Raw genomic sequence first — 16,445 nt, forward strand, 5'->3', positions numbered from 1 at the left:
AATAACGCCATGTCCAACACTCCATGACCCCTCGCTCATCAAAGCAAGGGGCGAGTTCAACATGGGTCACTTCTCAGTGGAAATTTGTGCCCCTCCCGGGTCACTTCTCAGCGGCAATCAACAGGCCAGCAGCTCAACGAGATTCTGGCTGATGTAATGGCTGTCATGGAGGACTTCAGCGTCGAGATGCAGAATCTGCTCGGAAAGGACCTGTTTCCTGGCAAGCAGGTGACACACAGAATTCCGAAAGATCCCAAGTACCGGGTTATCAAACTCGATGATCACGCGGAAATCTTGGAAGAGTTAAAAGCGACTAAGTGGGGGAAGGAACTGGAGCGCCTCGATCAGTATGACCGAGCGCCATGAGGCGAGCCATGTTGCATCCATGTTGCACGGACCTGCCGGAATCGGGCGGAAAACCGAGGAAAACGGCGAAATTGCGTGCCACACAATGCAACGCAATTTAGGCGGGCCTCAGCGAAAGGCCAGCCCCCAAAAGACTGATAAATAAAGAGAAATATGGTGCGCCCGGCGGGATTCGAACCCACGGCCCCCAGATTAGGAATCTGGTGCTCTATCCGGCTGAGCTACGGGCGCACCCCTTCGCTTTAGGGGGCAAGCCCTGCCGGGGCAACGGCCTTTGCCGCTATTTTGAACGCCGCCTTTGCGAACGGCGGCATGGTGCGTCCGGTCAGTTCGCCTCGCTCGGAGGCACGATCGGGAACAGGATGGGAGCGACCTCGATCCCTTCCTCGACCAGTTCGCGCGCCTCATCGAGCGTGGTCTGGCCGTGGATCGGCACCACGTCTTTCTCACCATAGTGCATCGCCCGGGCGTTCTCGGCAAAGTCGCCGCCCACCCACGTCGACGTCTTCAGCACCTCTGCCTGAACCGCGGCCATCGCCTTGAGCGCCGCCACCGCTTCGGGCGGCAGGGCATGGGCCACCGGCTGCTCCTTGGCGGCAGCTGCGGGCACGGGGGCCGCCACAGCGGCCGCCGGTGCAGGTGCAGGCGAAGCCAAGGCGGGCATCTGGTTGCCCTTCCGGGCAAGCCGCGGCGCCATCACCGCCTTGCCCACATCAGGCGAGCCACACGCCGGGCACGTCACCAGCCCGCGTTCCTGCTGGCGCGCGAAATCGTCCGAGGAACCGAACCAGCCCTCGAAGCGGTGCCCGCCCGCGCGGCATTCAAGATCGAAGACAATCATGCCTGGCGCGATCTAGGGATTTCACGCTTGTTGGCAAGACTGGGCAATTGCCGCCGCACCTCGGCGATCCGCGCCGGATCGAGCGCGGCAAAGGCCAGTCCGGCCGCCTCGCCCATGTCGAGCACGACATCGCCCCACGGGTCGACCACCAGGCTGTGCCCGTAAGTCTCGCGCCCGTCCGCGTGCGTGCCGGCCTGCGCCGCCGCTATCACATAGGCGCTTGCCTCCACCGCCCGCGCCCGCTGCATCAGGTGCCAGTGCGCGCGGCCCGTGGGCACGGTGAACGCGGCGGGAATGGCAATGGCGTCACAGCGTTGCCGCTCAAGTTCCTCGAACAGCGCGGGAAAGCGGATGTCATAGCAGATCGCCAGACCCAGCCGCCCCACCGGGCACTCCACCGTCACCACCTGCTCACCGGGACGATAGGCTGCGGACTCGCGCCAGCTTTCGCCGTTGGCCAGATCCACGTCGAACATGTGGATCTTGTCATAACGCGCGGCGATGGCCCCGGCGGGGTCGATCACGAAAGCGCGGTTGGCCCACCGCTGGCCGTCGACTTTCACCGCCAGCGAACCGACATGGACCCAAAGCCCTGCCTTCACCGCCGCATCACGCACTGCGGCCAGCACCGGACTGTCATCCTCCGCCACGATATGCGGCGCCGCGCGCTTGCGGTCGCGGTCGATCAGGCCGGACATTTCGGGCGTGAACAGCATCGCCGCGCCCTCGCCCGCCGCCCGCGCCACCGCGTCCACCATCGTGGCGGCATTGGCGGCGGGATCGATGCCGCTGGTCATCTGGAGCAGCGCGATCCGCACCGGATCGCGCTCCGCCGCCCCGCTCATGCCTTCCCGAGCATCATGTCGAGCTTGCCCTGCGCGTTCAGCGCGGCAAGGTTGTCCGATCCGCCCACGTGCATCCCGTCGATGAAGATCGAGGGCACCGTGGTGTGGCCGGGCGCGCGGTCCAGCATCTCGGCCTTTTTCGGCCCGCCCATGGTCACGTCGTATTCCTCGTAAGCCACGCCCTTACCGTCGAGCAGCGCCTTCGCCCGCACGCAATAGGGGCAGCCCCACTTGGTGTAGATTTCGACCTTCGGGGTGGTTTGGGGATCGCTCATTTCATGCCTCTTGAAAATGGTCAGGGCGCGCACACATCATGCCGTGTGCCGGTCGCCGCGAATGCGGGGCCGACACATGAACCGCACGGATGCCAGATGGGTCCGGGGCGGGAAAGTGCAGATTGCTCATCACGAGGATATTGCCATGAACCGTTTTGATTTCACCCCCTATCGCCGGACCACCGTGGGCTTCGACCGCCTGTTCGACCTGCTCGAACGCCAGGCCCGCGCCAATGCCGGCGACAACTACCCCCCCTTCAACATCGAGCGGCGCGGTGACGAAAGCTACTGCATCACGCTCGCGGTGGCGGGCTTCAAGCCGGAAGACCTCGACATCACCGCGCAGCAGAACCTGCTGGTGATCCGGGGCAACAAGACCGATGCCGACGACAAGCAGTTCCTCCACGTGGGGATTGCCAATCGCGGCTTCGAGCGCCGCTTCGAGCTGGCCGATTTTGTCCGGGTGGAAGCGGCCGACCTTTCCGACGGGTTGCTGACCATCGACCTCGTGCGCGAAGTGCCCGAGGCGATGAAGCCCAAGAAGGTGCTGATCGGCGCGCAAAAGCCGCTCACCGTGATCGAAGGCGACGCGAGCGCCAACGCCGCGTGATCGCACGATAGCGCAAAGACCGGGGGCGGACCGCAAGGTCCGCCCCTTTCACGTCTGGCCTATCGGCCGGCAGCGATCGTCCAGCCCCATCCTGCCAGCGTTTTCGCCTTGCGGCCGGGCAGCGTCACCGCCGCTGGCTTCGCGGTCAGGTTGACCGCCACGGTCACGCGGTCCCCGCCCTTCACCCGGCGGAACGCGAAGACGCCCGGATTGCCCGCGTCGACCAGTTCCATGTTGCCCGGCTCCATGCCGCTCGCCAGCGCGGGATGATGGTGCTTCAGCTTCAGCAGCGAGCGATAGAACGCCGCGCGGCCGAACCTGCCCCACGCGATCGTGTCCTTGTCGAAGAACTTTAGCCGCTTGTTCAGCCCGTCCTCCTGCCCGCTGTAGACCAGCGGCATCCCCGGCAGCGTCGCGGCCAGAACCGCCATCGCATCCGCCCCGTCGCCGTAAAGCTCGCGATCGGTGCCGTTCCACGAATTCTCGTCGTGGTTGCTGGTGAACGTCATGCGATAGGCGCCCGCCGGATAGCGGCGCGGCGGATCGGTGTAGAGCCTGGCAAGATCGGCCGCCCCCGCCTTGCCGCGCGCCACGTCGATCAGCAAGTGGTAGAGCTTCCAGTCATAGGTCATGTCGAAGGCATGGACCTGCATCTCGGGCGTATCCGCCTCGGCGAGCATGAACACCGGCTTGATCCGGTCCAGCTTGGTCCGCGCCTCGTCCCAGAAGGCCACCGGCAGCGTCCACGCCACGTCGCAGCGGAAGCCGTCGATGTCCGCCGCCTTGAGCCAATAGCCCATCGCGTCGATCATGCCTTCGCGCACTTCGGGCTTGCCGTAATCCAGCCCGATCACGTCCGCCCACGTCTCCTCGTGGTGATCGCTCAGGTCGGTGTAGTGATAGCCTTCCAGCTCGCCCTTGGCGTTGCGCTTGTACCAGTCGGGGTGCTGCTCGACCCACACGTGGTCCCAGCCGGTGTGGTTGGCCACCCAGTCGACGATGACCTTGAAGCCCTGCCGGTGCGCCGCATCCACAAGGTGCCTGAAATCGGCGAGATCGCCGTATTCCGGGTTGATCGCCTTGTAGTCGCTCACCGCATAGTAGCTGCCGAGCGAGCCTTTGCGCTCCTTCTTGCTGATCGGATTGATCGGCATGATCCACAGCACGTCCACGCCCATCTTGCGCAGCCGCGGCAAGTGCTTCTCGAACGCGCGGAAGGTGCCTTCCGGCGTATATTGCCGGATGTTGACCTCATAGATGTTGGCCGATTTCGACCAGGCCGGATGCACCACCTGGCTGACGCCCTCGGTGACCGGCAAGACCGGCGTTGCATGAGCGGGCGCAAGGCAAACCATTGCCGCAGCCAGCGCGGTGCCCAGCGATTTCATGGCGTGCACGACATTCTCCCCCGTCAGCTTTTGTTCTGATCGGCAGGAAACGCCGTCAGCTTGGCGCGCACCCTAGCCGGTTCGCGAAAGCTGCAAAGTCGGCATTCGTATACAGTGCGCGTCAGCCGTGACGCCGCCGCTCACCACGCCTCGGCGATGTCCACCAGCGCCTCGCGGTCGAGGATCGTCACGCGCCCGGTCTTCAGCGCAACGATGCCGCTGTCGGCCCAGGCGGAAAGCTGGCGGTTGATCTGCTCGCGCGACATTCCCGCGAAGTTGCCCAGTTCGCCCTGGCTCAACGCGATCTTCAGCCGCGCCTCGCTGCCCGCATCCGCGCCCTCGCCGCCCATGATCAGGCGCAGCAGGAACCGCGCCAGTCGCGGGCCGGAGGTATAGGCGCGGTCGGCCTCGATCACCGCGTTGTTCTGGCGCAGCCGGCGCGCCATCGCCTTCAGCAGGCGCAGCGACAGGCCCTTGTGGCGCTCGATGATGTCGGCAAAGGCCGCGCGGCTCAGGCACAGCGCCTCGACCGGATCGATCGCATCGACACTCGCGGTCCGCTCGCCGCCATCGAGGAACGCGATCTCGCCCAGCACGTGGCCCGGCTCGGCATAATCGAGCACGATCTCGCGCCCGTTCGCTGCCACCATGCTCACGCGGGCCAGGCCCTTGAGCACGATGTAGAGCGTGTCGCCCTTGTCGCCCTGCGCGATCAGCGGCTGCCCGGCCTTGAAGGCGCGCACTTGCGCCCGCGCGATGATGTCGGCCAGTTCGTCCCGCTCGCAATCCGCGAACAGGCTTTGCGAAGTCAGCGTTTCGGCAAGCGTCGCCGCGTCCATGACGGAAATCCCCCTGTCTGCCGGAAGATAACCGTCCCTAACGCGGCTTGGCGAGTCTTTTAAACCAGCCGCGCCTGCTTCACCGCAGCGGCGATGAAGCCCTTGAACAGCGGGTGCGGATCGAACGGGCGGCTCTTCAGTTCGGGATGGAACTGCACGCCGATGAACCACGGATGGTCCGGCCGCTCGACGATTTCGGGCAGCAGCCCGTCGGGCGACATTCCCGAGAACACCAGCCCGCCCTTTTCCAGCGGCGCGCGATAGGCGCCGTTGACTTCGTAGCGGTGGCGATGGCGCTCGCTGATCGTGGTTGCGCCATAAAGCTGCGCGACGTGGCTGTTGCCGTCCAGCTTCGCCTCGTAGGCGCCCAGCCGCATCGTGCCACCCAGGTCGCCGCCGGACTGGCGCTGTTCAAGACCTTCGGGTGTCATCCACTCGGTGATGATGCCCACCACCGGCTCCTCGGTCGGGCCGAACTCGGTCGAGCTGGCCTTGGCGATGCCCGCGGTATTCCGCGCGCCCTCGATGCAGGCCATCTGCATCCCCAGGCAGATGCCGAAGAACGGCACGCCGCGTTCGCGGGCGAAGCGCACACTGGCGATCTTGCCTTCCGAACCGCGCTCGCCGAAGCCGCCGGGCACCAGAATGCCGTGCATCGGTTCGAGCTGGGCCGCGATCTCCGCGTCCTCCTTCTCGAACAGTTCGGCATCGAGCCACTTGACGTTGACCTTGACCCGGTTGGCCATGCCGCCATGGGCCAGCGCCTCGTTCAGCGACTTGTAGGCATCCTGCAGGCCGACATACTTGCCGACCACGCCGATGGTCACTTCGCCTTCGGGGTTCTGGTACCGGTCGACGATGTCTTCCCAGCGCGAAAGGTCGGGCATCGGTGCGGTCAGGCCGAAGTGGCGCAGCACTTCGCTGTCCAGCCCCTCGGCGTGATACTGCAGCGGCACCGAATAGATGCTCGCGGCGTCCAGCGCGGGAATGACGGCCGATTTGCGCACGTTGCAGAACTGCGCGATCTTGGCGCGCTCACCGTCGGGCAGCGGCTTTTCGCAGCGGCACAGCAGGATGTCGGGCTGGATGCCCAGCCCGGTCAGTTCGCGCACCGAATGCTGCGTCGGCTTGGTCTTCAGTTCGCCCGCCGCCGCGATGTAGGGCACCAGCGTCACGTGAACGAAGCAGGTCTCCTCGCGGTCCAGCTCGTTGTGCAGCTGGCGCAGCGCCTCGATGAAAGGCAGGCCCTCGATGTCGCCCACGGTGCCGCCGATCTCGCACAGCACGAAGTCGAGGTCGTCGGTCTCGTCCTGCGCGAAATCCTTGATCGCGTCGGTCACGTGCGGGATCACCTGCACCGTCGCGCCCAGGTAATCGCCGCGGCGCTCCTTGGCGATGATGTCCCGGTATATCCGGCCCGAAGTGATGTTGTCCGCCTGCCGCGCCGAAACGCCGGTGAAGCGTTCGTAGTGCCCCAGGTCGAGATCCGTCTCCGCCCCGTCGTCGGTCACATAGACCTCGCCGTGCTGATACGGGCTCATCGTGCCGGGATCGACATTCAGATAGGGGTCGAACTTGCGGATTCGCACGCGATATCCGCGTGCTTGCAACAGAGCCGCGAGGCTCGCCGCCATGAGTCCCTTGCCGAGCGAGGAAACCACGCCGCCGGTGATGAAAATGTACCGCGCCATGGGATTCGAGCCTTAGCGTCAGAGGTTGCACACACGCAAGCGGTTGCCGCCGAAACTTCGCGGCAATCCACAGGCGAAACACGAAAACAGCCACCGTGCCTCCCGCAGGGGTCGCGGGAAGCCCGATTGGCCGATGGTCAGGTCTTGGCGGCGGAAGGCACCCCCATGCGGAGGCGCTTCTGCCGTGCGATGGTTACTGCTTCGCGGCGCCCGAAAGCGGATCGGAAGCGGGCGCAGCAGCCGGAGCCGCCGGGCTTGCGGCCGGGGCGGTCTGGGCCGGGCCGACGGCAGGGCCGCCCTGCGCCGGCGCCAGCGGATCAGCCGGTGCGGCGGGCACGGTGCGATCAAGCGAGGTATCGATCTTGCGGCCCGAGGTGGTGCCCACCGCAAGCGCGGCCAGCGCGATGCTCAGCGCGACGAAGGCCGTCGCCAGCACGGTGGTCGCGCGGGTCAGGAAGTCCGCCGCGCCGCGCGCCGACATGAAGCCCGAAGGGCTGCCGCCAACGCCAAGACCGCCGCCTTCGGACTTCTGGATCAGGATCACGCCAACCAGCGCGGCCGCGACCAGCGCCTGGACGACGGTAAGAAAAATGAAAAACGACATCGTGTTCCGCCTGAAACTGTTGCGGCGCATCTAGGCCCGCATGGCCGCAAGCGCAACCCGGCAAACCCGCATCCCTGCCCGGGCCGCCGTGAAAACCGACGGCCCCGGCACGGAAAAGCCGGCTCAGGCCTCGCCCGATCCGGCCGCCGCCACGATGGGCAGGAACGCGTCCGCCGTCAGGCTTGCGCCGCCAACCAGCGCCCCGCCGACGCCTTCGGCTGCCAGCAGGTCCGCCGCATTCCCGGCATTGACCGAGCCGCCATAGAGGATGCGGACCTTCTGGCCCGCCTCGCCATAGGCAGCGACCAGCCGCGCGCGTACCGCCGCGTGCATCGCGACCACGTCCTCGACTGCGGCCACGCGCCCGGTGCCGATCGCCCAGACGGGTTCATAGGCCACGGCAAGCTTGCCGCCCGCCACCGCGTCCGCGGCCGATTCGCCGGTCGGCAGAGAACCGTCGACCTGGCCCGAGACCACCGCCTCGGCCTTGCCCGCATCGCGTTCGTCCAGCGTTTCGCCCACGCAGACGATCACGCCCAGCCCGGCGGCCAGCGCCGCTTCGGCCTTCGCGCGCACCAGTGCATCGCTTTCGCCGTGGTCCTTGCGGCGCTCGCTGTGGCCCAGGATCACGAAGTCCGCGCCGATGTCGGCCAGGATCGCGGCCGAAACGTCGCCGGTATGCGCGCCCTTCACCTCGACATGGCAATCCTGCCCGCCGACTCCGATCGCCGTCACCGCCTCGCGCAGCGCACCGATCAGCGTGAACGGCGGCGCCAGGGCGATATCGACGTCGGGATAACGCAGGGCCGCGCGGTCGATCGCACGCGCTTCGGCGAGCATCGCGCGCGTCCCGTTCATCTTCCAGTTGCCGACAATATAGGGTCGATGCGACATTGGCTTCGACTGCCCCCTTTTTGATGATTCCGGTAAGTCTGGGGCGCGGCTATCAAAAGCGCCGCCCGATTGCAAAACGCTTGAACGCTTTTCCCCCCACGGCACGCTTGCGATCCCCGCCCCATCGGCCTCTTTTGCCTGGACGAAGCCCGCCGTCGAGCATTGCGGGAAGCGCGTTTGCCTCCTAAGGCAGCGCCTTCGTACATTCCCAGCAAGATGATTGGTCCAGATGCTCGGCTCCCTCCGCTCCATCATCCATTCCCGTATCGGCGCACTGATCGCGCTGGTGTTCCTCGGCCTGATCGCCCTCGCCTTCGCCGGGGCCGACATCACCGGTTCGCGCTTCGGCGGCGTGGCCGGGGGTGACCGGGTTGCCACCATCGGCGGCGCACGCATCGGCACGGCCGATCTCGGCAAGGCGATGACCAACGCCTTCGAAGGCGAGCGCCAGCAGAACCCGCAGCTGACGATGAAGGACTTCGTCGCCGCCGGTGCTCTCGACGAAGTGCTGACCGGCCTCGTCGACCGCACCGCGATGATGGAATGGGGCCAGACGCACGGCATGGCGGTCAGCGACCGGCTGGTCGACAGCGAGATCGTCAAGATTCCGGCGTTCCAGGGGCCGGACGGCAAGTTCAACGAAAACGCCTACAAGCAGCTGCTCGCGCAGAAGAGCCTGACCGACAAGATGGTCCGCAGCGACATCGCGCAGGGTCTGATGGCGCGCCAGCTGCTGGTGCCTGCCAGCTTTGGCGCCACCTTCCCGCAGAGCGCCGCCGTGCGTTACGCCTCGCTGCTCAAGGAGCGCCGCGAAGGCGCGCTCGCCTATATCCCCGCGCTGGCCTTCGCGCCCAAGGAACCGGCCAGCGACCAGCAGCTGGGCGCCTTCTACAAGGCGAACGGTGCGCGCTACATGGTGCCCGAACGCCGCACGATCCGTTACGCCGTGTTCGACGAAACCGCGATCAAGGACGTGCCCGCGCCGACCGAGGCCGAGATCCAGCAGCGCTACAAGCTCAATGCCGCGGTCTATGCGCCCAGCGAAACGCGCGACGTCACGCAGGTGATCCTCACCGACGAAGCCTCGGCCAAGGCGCTCGCCGCCGAAGTCGCCGCCGGAAAGCCGATCGACGCCGCCGCCAGGGCGCGCGGGCTTTCCACCAGCAAGCTCCCCGGCCTCACCCCCGCGACGCTTGCTTCGCAGGCATCGAAGGCCGTGGCCGACGCCGTGTTCGCCACCGCGCAGGGCAAGGTCGCCGCGCCCGCGCGCAGCGGCATCGGCTGGCACGTGATCCGCGTCGACGCGATCACCAGGAAGCCCGGCAAGACGCTCGACCAGGCCCGCCCCGAACTCGTCGCCGCGCTCACCGCCGAAAAGCGCAAGACCGCGCTCGGCGATGTCTCGGCCAAGATCGAACAGCAGTTCGAGAGCGGCACCGGCCTTGCCGATGCGGTCAAGTCGCTCGGCCTCGCGGTCCAGACCAGCGAGCCGCTCCAGGCTGACGGCACCATCTTCGGCAAGCCGGGCGTGAAGCCCATCCCCGAAGTCGCCGGCCTCGTCCAGACCGCCTTCGCGATGGAACGCGAAGGCCAGCCCCAGCTTGCCGAAGCGCAGCAGGGCACGCGGTTCGTGATCTTCGACGTCGCGCGGATCGAACCCGCCGCGCCCGCCCCGCTCGCGCAGATCCGCGAGCGCGTGCAGCGCGACTGGGCGATCGACGCCGGCACCGCCAAGGCCAAGGCAGCCTCCGACGGCATCCTCGCCGCGCTGAAGAAGGACACGTCGCTGGCGGACGCGCTCAAGGCCACCGGCGCCGCGCTGCCCGCCCCCAATCCCATCGCGATGAGCCGCGAGCAGCTCAACGGAATGCAGCCCCGCATTCCCGAAGCGCTGGGCCTCATGTTCGCGATGGCGCAGGGCACCGCCAAGCGTCTCCAGGCGCCGGACAAGTCGGGCTGGATCGTCGTCAGCCTCGCCAAGGTCATCCCCGGCGTGGTCCAGCCGAACGATCCCATCGTTCCCGCCGCCGCCCGCGAGCTGGGCACCGCGCTCGGCCGCGAATATGCCGAGGCGCTGCGCGCCGCGATCCGCAACGACATCGGCGTGAAGCGCAACGAAGCCGGCCTGCGCGCGGTCCGCACCCAGCTGGTCGGCGGGCAGTAAGCCGATGACCACCGCGCTCGACGTCCGCCCCGAAGCCACGGCCCGTCCCGAGAACTGGGACGCCGCCACGCGCGCGCTCGCCGATGGCAAGCCCGCGCTGATCTGGCGCAAGCTGATCGCGGACACCGAGACCCCGGTCGGCGCGGCGCTCAAGCTGATCGAGGCCGGGCGCGGCGACTTCCTGCTCGAATCCGTGCAGGGCGGCGAAGTGCGCGGCCGCTACAGCCTGCTCGGGCTGGACCCGGACCTGGTGTTCCGCGCCACCGGCCACGCCTGCGAAGTCAACAGCATCTGGCGGCATGACCGCGCCGCATTTGCCCCGCTCCCCGGCGATGCGCTGGCCGAACTGCGCGCGCTGGTCGAAGCCTGCCGCATCGACGTGCCCGAAGGGCTGCCCCCGGTGCTCGCCTGCCTCGTCGGCTACTTCGGCTACGAGACCATCGGCCTCGTCGAAAAGCTCCCCCGCGCGCCCGACAGCGATCTGGTCCTGCCGGACATGCTGTTCGTGCGCCCCACGGTGCTGCTCGTGTTCGACCGGCTCAGCGACGAACTCGTCGCCGTCGCTCCGGTCTGGGCCGGCACAGGCGATCCCGCGCACCGCCTCGAAGCCGCGGCCGAACGCATCGACGAAGCGCTGCGCCGGCTGGGCGATGCCGCCCCGGCCGAACCGTCGCTGCCCGCGCCGATCGAGATCGAGCGCACCCCGGTCATGGCTGCGGACGACTATGCCGCCATGGTCGGCCGCGCCAAGGACTACATCGAGGCGGGCGACATCTTCCAGGTCGTGCTCGCCCAGCGCTTCACCGCGCCGTTCCCGCTGCCGCCGGTATCGCTCTACCGCTCGCTGCGCCGGATCAATCCTTCGCCCTTCCTCTATTTCCTCGACCTGCCCGGCTTCGCGCTGATCGGCTCCAGCCCGGAAATCCTCGTGCGCATCCGCGACGGCGAAGTGACCATCCGGCCCATCGCCGGCACCCGCCCGCGCGGCGCCACGCCCGAGGAAGACCGCGCCAACGAAGCCAGCCTGCTCGCCGATCCCAAGGAACGCGCGGAGCACCTGATGCTGCTCGACCTTGGCCGCAACGACGTCGGCCGCGTCGCGCAGGCGGGTACGGTGAAAGTCACCGAAAGCTACACCATCGAACGCTACAGCCACGTGATGCACATCGTGTCGAACGTGATCGGCCAGCTCGATACGTCGCGCGCCGACAGCGTCGATGCGCTGTTCGCCGGCTTTCCCGCCGGCACCGTCAGCGGCGCCCCCAAGGTCCGCGCGTGCGAGATCATCGCCGAGCTGGAGCCGGAAACGCGCGGTGCCTATGCCGGCGGCGTCGGTTATTTCGCGCCCGATGGCTCGGTCGATTCGTGCATCATCCTGCGCACCGGCATCCTCAAGGACGGCGTGCTCCACGTCCAGGCCGGCGCCGGCATCGTGGCCGACAGCATTCCCGAATACGAACAGCGCGAATGCGAGGCCAAGTCCGGCGCGCTTTTCGCCGCCGCCCGCGAAGCGATCCGCGTCGCCAGCGAACCCCGGTTCGGACAGTAAGGCGCCCGCCCCATGATTCTCGTCATCGACAACTACGACAGCTTCACCTGGAACCTCGTCCATTACCTGATGGAGATGGGCGCCAAGGTCGAAGTCGTCCGCAATGATGCGCTCACCGCGGCGCAGGCCATCGCCACCGGCGCGCAAGGCTTCCTGCTTTCGCCCGGTCCCTGCACCCCGAACGAGGCGGGCATCAGCCTCGATCTCGTCGGCGCGGCGGCGGATGCGAAGCTGCCGCTGCTCGGCGTGTGCCTCGGCCACCAGTCCATCGGCCAGTATTTCGGCGGCAGGGTCGTGCGCGGCGGGCTGATGCACGGCAAGACCAGCCCTGTCACCCACGACGGCACCGGCGTGTTCGCGGGCATCCCCTCGCCGTTCATCGCCACGCGCTATCACTCGCTGGTGGTCGAGGACGTGCCCGATTGCCTCGTGGTCAACGCCCGGTCCGACGATACCCACGTGATGGGCTTCCGCCACGTCTCGCTGCCGATCCACGGCGTGCAGTTCCACCCGGAAAGCATCGCCACCGAACACGGCCACGCCATGATCGCCAATTTCCTCAGGATCTGCGGCATCGACGCCCGTATGCCTGCCCCCGTCGCAGCATGACCGCGCTGCCCGAAGTCACGCCGGTCCCGCTGGAGGAAGCGGAGGCCGAGGCCGCGTTCGGCGCGATCCTTGACGGCCAGGTGGCCGACGACGACGTCGCCGCCTTCCTCGTCGCGCTGTCCGAACGCGGCGAGACGGCGAGCGAGATCGCCGGCGCCGCCCGTGCCATGCGTGCGCGGATGATCCCGATCAAGGCGCCCGCCAACGCCATCGACGTCTGCGGCACCGGCGGCGACGGGCACCATACGCTCAACGTCTCCACCGCCGTCGCCATCGTCGTCGCGGCCTGCGACGTGCCCGTGGCCAAGCACGGCAACCGCGCCGCCAGCAGCAAGGCAGGCGCGGCCGACACGCTCGAAGCGCTCGGCCTCAATCTTGATCGCGCCGCCGAAACCGCCGAGGAAACGCTCGCGGACCTCAACATCGGCTTCCTCTTTGCCGGCAAGCACCACCCCGCGATGGGCCGGATCATGCCGATCCGCAAGGCCATCGGCCGCCGTACCATCTTCAACCTGATGGGACCGCTGGCCAACCCGGCGGGCGTGCGCCGCCAGCTCGTCGGCATCGCCCGCCCGGCCTATGTGCCGATCTATGCCGAAGCGCTGCTGCGGCTCGGCTCGGACCACAGCCTTGTCGTCTCTGGCGACGAAGGGCTGGACGAACTGAGCCTCGCCGGCGGCAACGAACTGGCCGAAGTGAAGGACGGCCAGCTTTCGATGCGCCGCGTGACGCCGCAGGATGCGGGCCTGCCGGTCCACCCGATCGAGGCGATCCGCGGCGGAGACGCCGCCCACAACGCCGCTGCGCTGCGCCGCCTGCTCCACGGCGAGCACGGCCCCTACCGCGATGCCGTGCTGTTCAACGCTGCCGCCGCGCTGATCGTGGCGGGAGAGGCCCGCGATTGGCACGATGGCGTCGAGGAAGCCGCCGAAGCCATCGACAAGGGCCTCGCCAACGCGCTGCTGAACTGCTGGATCGCCGCCCTGCGCTGATCCTGCGCCCATCCCCAACGCCCGCTTGTCCTGAGCTTGTCGAAGGACGTATCGCGGCGCTAAGGCGAGCCTCAAGATGACCGACAAGCTCACCGAGATCTGCGACACCAAGCGCGACGAAGTCGCCGCCCGCAAGACATCCGCCACGCTCGCGGATCTCGCCGCGCGCGCCAGCGAACAGACCCCGCCGCGCGGGTTCGAGGCCGCGCTGCGCCGGCGTGCCGCCACGGGCTATGCCCTGATCGCCGAGATCAAGAAGGCCAGCCCGTCCAAGGGTCTGATCCGCCCCGATTTTGCCCCCGCCGACCACGCCCGCGCCTACCAGGCCGGCGGCGCCGCGTGCCTGTCGGTCCTCACCGACGCACCCTATTTCCAGGGCCACGAGGACTACCTCGTGCAGGCCCGCGCCGCCTGCGATCTGCCGGTGATCCGCAAGGACTTCATGGTCGATCCGTGGCAATGCGCCGAAGCGCGCGCCATCGGCGCGGATGCCATCCTGATCATCGTCGCCGCGCTAGAAGACGCGCAGATGGTCGAGATCGAGGCCGCCGCGCGCGAGTCGGGCATGGACGTGCTCGTCGAAGTCCACAACGAAGCCGAAATGGAGCGCGCCGCACGCCTGCGCTCGCGCCTGATCGGCGTGAACAACCGCGACCTGAAGCGTTTCGTGACCGACCTCGCCGTGACGGAGCGCCTCGCCCCGCTCGCCCCGGAAGGCACGCTGCTGGTCGCCGAAAGCGGCATCAACAGCCATGCCGACCTCGTCCGCCTGGAAAAGTGCGGCGCGCGCACGTTCCTCGTCGGCGAAAGCCTGATGCGGCAGCAGGACGTCACCGCCGCCACCAGGGCGCTGCTCGAAGGCTAGGCGGATCGCGGGGGCCTTGCCCCCGCCCCGCTCGTCACGCGACCAGCTTTTCTTCCATGGCGCTGATCTTGGCCGCGTCCACCCCGAGCAGCTGCTCGGCATAGTTCTCGACCGAACCGTACTGGTCGCGGATCGCGGCGAAGGCTGTTTCGAGGAACTCGGGCCGCACGCCCATCAGCACGCGCACCGCGTTGTCCTCCATGCGCGCGCCGAAACCGCTGCGCACCGCGGTTGCCCCCGCCGCGATCCGTGCTTCGGCATTGCCGGCGGTGTTGGTGAGGACATAGTCGGCCAGCACGTCGTCATGGTGCACGCCCAGCAGCGTGTGCACGAGCGCGGCGGCAACCCCGGTGCGATCCTTGCCGGCAAGGCAGTGCAGCAGCGTGGGGTGGTCGCGTCCGGCCAGCGCATCGAAATAGAGGCGATAGGTGCCCGCGAGCACGGGGCGGAACGGCAGCTTGCCGTAAAGCGTGACCATCGCGTTCACCGCGTCCTGCTCGGTCACCACTTGGCGGGCCATTTCCTCGTGCACGGCCACGCCCTTGGCGCTGGCGGTTTCGCCCGGCTCGAACATCACTTCCCCGTCGAATTCGGGATGGCGCAGGCAGGGATAGGCCACGCGCTCGCTGTCGCCGCGCAGGTCGATCACCGTGCCGATGCCAAGGCCGTGGACCACGTCCAGATCCTGCTGCGTCGCGCCGACGTGCTGGCCCGAGCGCCACAGCGCGCCCTTGCGAAGCTGCCCGGCCCGCGCCGCATAGCCACCATAATCGCGGAAATTGTGGATTCCCTGGAGGTTGAGCACCCTGTCCTGCATCCCTGCGTCCTTCGCCGGTTTCTGTTCGCAACTGATATTTCGCACAGTCCCTTGGCTCGACAACCCGCCGCGGGGCAAGCACAAAGCGACAAGAAAAGAACAATGAACATTGTGGAGACGATGCATGACAGAACCGAATTCCACCCTTCACCTGGTCGATCCCGAGATCCTGCCGCTGCTGGAAATGCTCGGTCCGCGCGTGGCGTTCAGCGCGGAAACGCTGCCCGCCATCCGGGAGGTGAGCGCCGCGCAATATGCCACCTTCGGCACCCCCGTGCTCGAACCGGTGGTGGAGCGCACGGCGGGTACCGGCGGCGAGGTCGAGATCCTGTGGTATGATCCCGCGCCGGGTGAGAAGAACCGGCCCGCGCTGCTGCACATCCACGGCGGCGGGATGATCGTGGGATCGGCGCGGGGGATGACCGCCGGACCGTCCAACATGGCACGCGCGCTGGGCATCCCGGTGGCCTCGGTCGAATACCGGCTCGCCCCCGAAACCCCGTTCCCCGGCCCGCAGGAGGATTGCCTGGCGGGGCTGCGCTGGCTGGCGGACAATGCGGACCGGCTGGGCGTGGACGCGGCGCGGATCGGCGTGATCGGCGAAAGCGCGGGCGGCGGTCTCGCGGCGGCGACCGCGCAGATGGCCCGCGATACGGGCGGGCCGACGCTCGCCGCGCAGATCCTCGTCTACCCCATGCTCGATCACCGCACCGGCAGCGAGGCCTGCCCTTATGGCAACCGCCACACCGGCGAATTCATCTGGACCCGCGCGTCCAACCGCTTCGGCTGGGAAGCGCTGCGCGGCGACTATCCCGCCGACGACGCGCGCAAGGGCTGGTTCTCGCCCAGCCTGGCGGACGACCTTGCAGGCCTGCCGCCAACGTGGATCGGCACGGGAAGCCTCGATCTGTTCTTCGACGAGAACCTCGATTACGCGCGGCGGCTGGTCGATGCGGGCGTGCCGGTGGAACTGCACAGCTACCCCGGCGCGATCCACGCGTTCAACGTGGTGCCCGATGCCGCCATCGCCAAGGCATTCAGCCGCGACATGATGGGCGCCATTGCGCGGATGCTGGGCGCGCCTGCCCGCGATTGA

At 67.7% G+C, this 16,445-nt stretch carries 17 protein-coding genes and 1 tRNA gene; 8 read left to right on the forward strand and 10 right to left on the reverse strand.

Annotated features, from left to right (window positions below):
- Nucleotides 1-156: 156 nt before the first annotated feature.
- On the forward strand, nucleotides 157-366 hold the full coding sequence (locus OLX02_RS16260; protein ID WP_264424571.1) for a hypothetical protein: 210 nt from the start codon (nucleotides 157-159) through the stop codon (nucleotides 364-366).
- 154 nt (nucleotides 367-520) lie between these two features.
- Here the strand turns inward: OLX02_RS16260 and OLX02_RS16265 are convergent.
- From OLX02_RS16265 to grxC, 4 genes are all read right to left on the reverse strand, one after another.
- A tRNA-Arg gene (locus OLX02_RS16265) sits at nucleotides 521-597 on the reverse strand.
- Nucleotides 598-691: 94 nt separating this feature from the next.
- The gene (locus OLX02_RS16270) at nucleotides 692-1,207 is read right to left on the reverse strand and encodes a DUF1178 family protein (RefSeq protein ID WP_264424572.1); all 516 of its coding nucleotides are present in this window, start codon (nucleotides 1,205-1,207) and stop codon (nucleotides 692-694) included.
- Nucleotides 1,204-2,052, reverse strand: a complete 849-nt coding sequence (locus tag OLX02_RS16275; protein WP_264424574.1) for a carbon-nitrogen hydrolase family protein — start codon at nucleotides 2,050-2,052, stop codon at nucleotides 1,204-1,206. Before OLX02_RS16275 ends, OLX02_RS16270 begins: the two co-directional genes overlap by 4 nt.
- Entirely contained in the window at nucleotides 2,049-2,327 is a 279-nt protein-coding gene (gene grxC / locus OLX02_RS16280) for a glutaredoxin 3 (protein WP_264424575.1), read from the reverse strand. Before grxC ends, OLX02_RS16275 begins: the two co-directional genes overlap by 4 nt.
- Nucleotides 2,328-2,472: 145 nt before the next feature.
- On the opposite strand from grxC, the gene OLX02_RS16285 reads away from it, so the two are divergent.
- Nucleotides 2,473-2,937 carry an Hsp20 family protein gene (locus OLX02_RS16285; protein ID WP_264424577.1) on the forward strand — a complete coding sequence of 155 codons (465 nt, stop codon included), beginning with the start codon at nucleotides 2,473-2,475 and terminating at the stop codon, nucleotides 2,935-2,937.
- Nucleotides 2,938-2,996: 59 nt separating this feature from the next.
- On the opposite strand, the gene OLX02_RS16290 is transcribed toward OLX02_RS16285, so the two are convergent.
- From OLX02_RS16290 to tpiA, 5 genes are all read right to left on the reverse strand, one after another.
- Nucleotides 2,997-4,325: an alpha-amylase family glycosyl hydrolase gene (locus OLX02_RS16290; RefSeq protein ID WP_264424746.1), complete on the reverse strand. Its 1,329-nt coding sequence runs from the start codon at nucleotides 4,323-4,325 to the stop codon at nucleotides 2,997-2,999.
- A gap of 140 nt (nucleotides 4,326-4,465) precedes the next feature.
- A complete protein-coding gene (locus tag OLX02_RS16295; RefSeq protein ID WP_264424579.1) occupies nucleotides 4,466-5,164 on the reverse strand; it encodes a Crp/Fnr family transcriptional regulator in 699 nt (232 codons plus the stop codon).
- A 59-nt stretch (nucleotides 5,165-5,223) separates the two neighbouring features.
- On the reverse strand, nucleotides 5,224-6,855 hold the full coding sequence (locus OLX02_RS16300; RefSeq protein WP_264424581.1) for a CTP synthase: 1,632 nt from the start codon (nucleotides 6,853-6,855) through the stop codon (nucleotides 5,224-5,226).
- A 193-nt stretch (nucleotides 6,856-7,048) separates the two neighbouring features.
- The gene (gene secG / locus OLX02_RS16305; protein WP_264424582.1) at nucleotides 7,049-7,459 is read right to left on the reverse strand and encodes a preprotein translocase subunit SecG; all 411 of its coding nucleotides are present in this window, start codon (nucleotides 7,457-7,459) and stop codon (nucleotides 7,049-7,051) included.
- A gap of 123 nt (nucleotides 7,460-7,582) precedes the next feature.
- On the reverse strand, nucleotides 7,583-8,353 hold the full coding sequence (tpiA, locus tag OLX02_RS16310; RefSeq protein WP_264424584.1) for a triose-phosphate isomerase: 771 nt from the start codon (nucleotides 8,351-8,353) through the stop codon (nucleotides 7,583-7,585).
- Between the two features lie 229 nt (nucleotides 8,354-8,582).
- Here tpiA and OLX02_RS16315 point away from each other — a divergent pair, with 229 nt between their 5' ends.
- The 5 genes from OLX02_RS16315 (at nucleotide 8,583) to trpC (ending at nucleotide 14,532) form a co-directional block, all read left to right on the forward strand.
- A complete protein-coding gene (locus OLX02_RS16315) occupies nucleotides 8,583-10,517 on the forward strand; it encodes a peptidylprolyl isomerase (protein ID WP_264424586.1) in 1,935 nt (644 codons plus the stop codon).
- Between the two features lie 4 nt (nucleotides 10,518-10,521).
- Complete coding sequence (gene trpE / locus OLX02_RS16320) at nucleotides 10,522-12,066, forward strand: anthranilate synthase component I (RefSeq protein ID WP_264424588.1); 1,545 nt, start codon at nucleotides 10,522-10,524, stop codon at nucleotides 12,064-12,066.
- 12 nt (nucleotides 12,067-12,078) lie between these two features.
- The gene (locus OLX02_RS16325; RefSeq protein ID WP_264424590.1) at nucleotides 12,079-12,675 is read left to right on the forward strand and encodes an anthranilate synthase component II; all 597 of its coding nucleotides are present in this window, start codon (nucleotides 12,079-12,081) and stop codon (nucleotides 12,673-12,675) included.
- Nucleotides 12,672-13,667, forward strand: coding sequence for an anthranilate phosphoribosyltransferase (gene trpD, locus OLX02_RS16330; RefSeq protein WP_264424591.1), 996 nt, complete (start codon nucleotides 12,672-12,674; stop codon nucleotides 13,665-13,667). The genes OLX02_RS16325 and trpD overlap by 4 nt, the downstream gene beginning before the upstream one ends.
- Nucleotides 13,668-13,743: 76 nt before the next feature.
- Nucleotides 13,744-14,532 (forward strand): indole-3-glycerol phosphate synthase TrpC, encoded by a 789-nt coding sequence (gene trpC, locus OLX02_RS16335; RefSeq protein ID WP_264424592.1) that lies wholly within the window; start codon nucleotides 13,744-13,746, stop codon nucleotides 14,530-14,532.
- Nucleotides 14,533-14,566: 34 nt separating this feature from the next.
- Here the strand turns inward: trpC and OLX02_RS16340 are convergent, their stop codons facing one another.
- Nucleotides 14,567-15,349: a tyrosine-protein phosphatase gene (locus tag OLX02_RS16340; RefSeq protein ID WP_264424593.1), complete on the reverse strand. Its 783-nt coding sequence runs from the start codon at nucleotides 15,347-15,349 to the stop codon at nucleotides 14,567-14,569.
- 124 nt (nucleotides 15,350-15,473) lie between these two features.
- On the opposite strand from OLX02_RS16340, the gene OLX02_RS16345 reads away from it, so the two are divergent.
- Nucleotides 15,474-16,445, forward strand: coding sequence for an alpha/beta hydrolase (locus tag OLX02_RS16345; RefSeq protein WP_264424594.1), 972 nt, complete (start codon nucleotides 15,474-15,476; stop codon nucleotides 16,443-16,445).

It is taken from the genome of Novosphingobium sp. KCTC 2891 (assembly GCF_025938155.1).
Lineage (GTDB): Bacteria > Pseudomonadota > Alphaproteobacteria > Sphingomonadales > Sphingomonadaceae > Novosphingobium.

Excerpts from the sequence above, each read along its gene's own strand:
- OLX02_RS16260 (WP_264424571.1), top strand. The coding sequence starts at position 157 with ATGGCTGTCATGGAGGACTTCAGCGTCGAGATGCAGAATCTGCTCGGA.
- OLX02_RS16270 (WP_264424572.1), bottom strand. The coding sequence starts at position 1,207 with ATGATTGTCTTCGATCTTGAATGCCGCGCGGGCGGGCACCGCTTCGAG.
- OLX02_RS16275 (WP_264424574.1), bottom strand. The coding sequence starts at position 2,052 with ATGAGCGGGGCGGCGGAGCGCGATCCGGTGCGGATCGCGCTGCTCCAG.
- grxC (WP_264424575.1), bottom strand. The coding sequence starts at position 2,327 with ATGAGCGATCCCCAAACCACCCCGAAGGTCGAAATCTACACCAAGTGG.
- OLX02_RS16285 (WP_264424577.1), top strand. The coding sequence starts at position 2,473 with ATGAACCGTTTTGATTTCACCCCCTATCGCCGGACCACCGTGGGCTTC.
- OLX02_RS16290 (WP_264424746.1), bottom strand. The coding sequence starts at position 4,325 with ATGAAATCGCTGGGCACCGCGCTGGCTGCGGCAATGGTTTGCCTTGCG.
- OLX02_RS16295 (WP_264424579.1), bottom strand. The coding sequence starts at position 5,164 with ATGGACGCGGCGACGCTTGCCGAAACGCTGACTTCGCAAAGCCTGTTC.
- OLX02_RS16300 (WP_264424581.1), bottom strand. The coding sequence starts at position 6,855 with ATGGCGCGGTACATTTTCATCACCGGCGGCGTGGTTTCCTCGCTCGGC.
- secG (WP_264424582.1), bottom strand. The coding sequence starts at position 7,459 with ATGTCGTTTTTCATTTTTCTTACCGTCGTCCAGGCGCTGGTCGCGGCC.
- tpiA (WP_264424584.1), bottom strand. The coding sequence starts at position 8,353 with ATGTCGCATCGACCCTATATTGTCGGCAACTGGAAGATGAACGGGACG.
- OLX02_RS16315 (WP_264424586.1), top strand. The coding sequence starts at position 8,583 with ATGCTCGGCTCCCTCCGCTCCATCATCCATTCCCGTATCGGCGCACTG.
- trpE (WP_264424588.1), top strand. The coding sequence starts at position 10,522 with ATGACCACCGCGCTCGACGTCCGCCCCGAAGCCACGGCCCGTCCCGAG.
- OLX02_RS16325 (WP_264424590.1), top strand. The coding sequence starts at position 12,079 with ATGATTCTCGTCATCGACAACTACGACAGCTTCACCTGGAACCTCGTC.
- trpD (WP_264424591.1), top strand. The coding sequence starts at position 12,672 with ATGACCGCGCTGCCCGAAGTCACGCCGGTCCCGCTGGAGGAAGCGGAG.
- trpC (WP_264424592.1), top strand. The coding sequence starts at position 13,744 with ATGACCGACAAGCTCACCGAGATCTGCGACACCAAGCGCGACGAAGTC.
- OLX02_RS16340 (WP_264424593.1), bottom strand. The coding sequence starts at position 15,349 with ATGCAGGACAGGGTGCTCAACCTCCAGGGAATCCACAATTTCCGCGAT.
- OLX02_RS16345 (WP_264424594.1), top strand. The coding sequence starts at position 15,474 with ATGACAGAACCGAATTCCACCCTTCACCTGGTCGATCCCGAGATCCTG.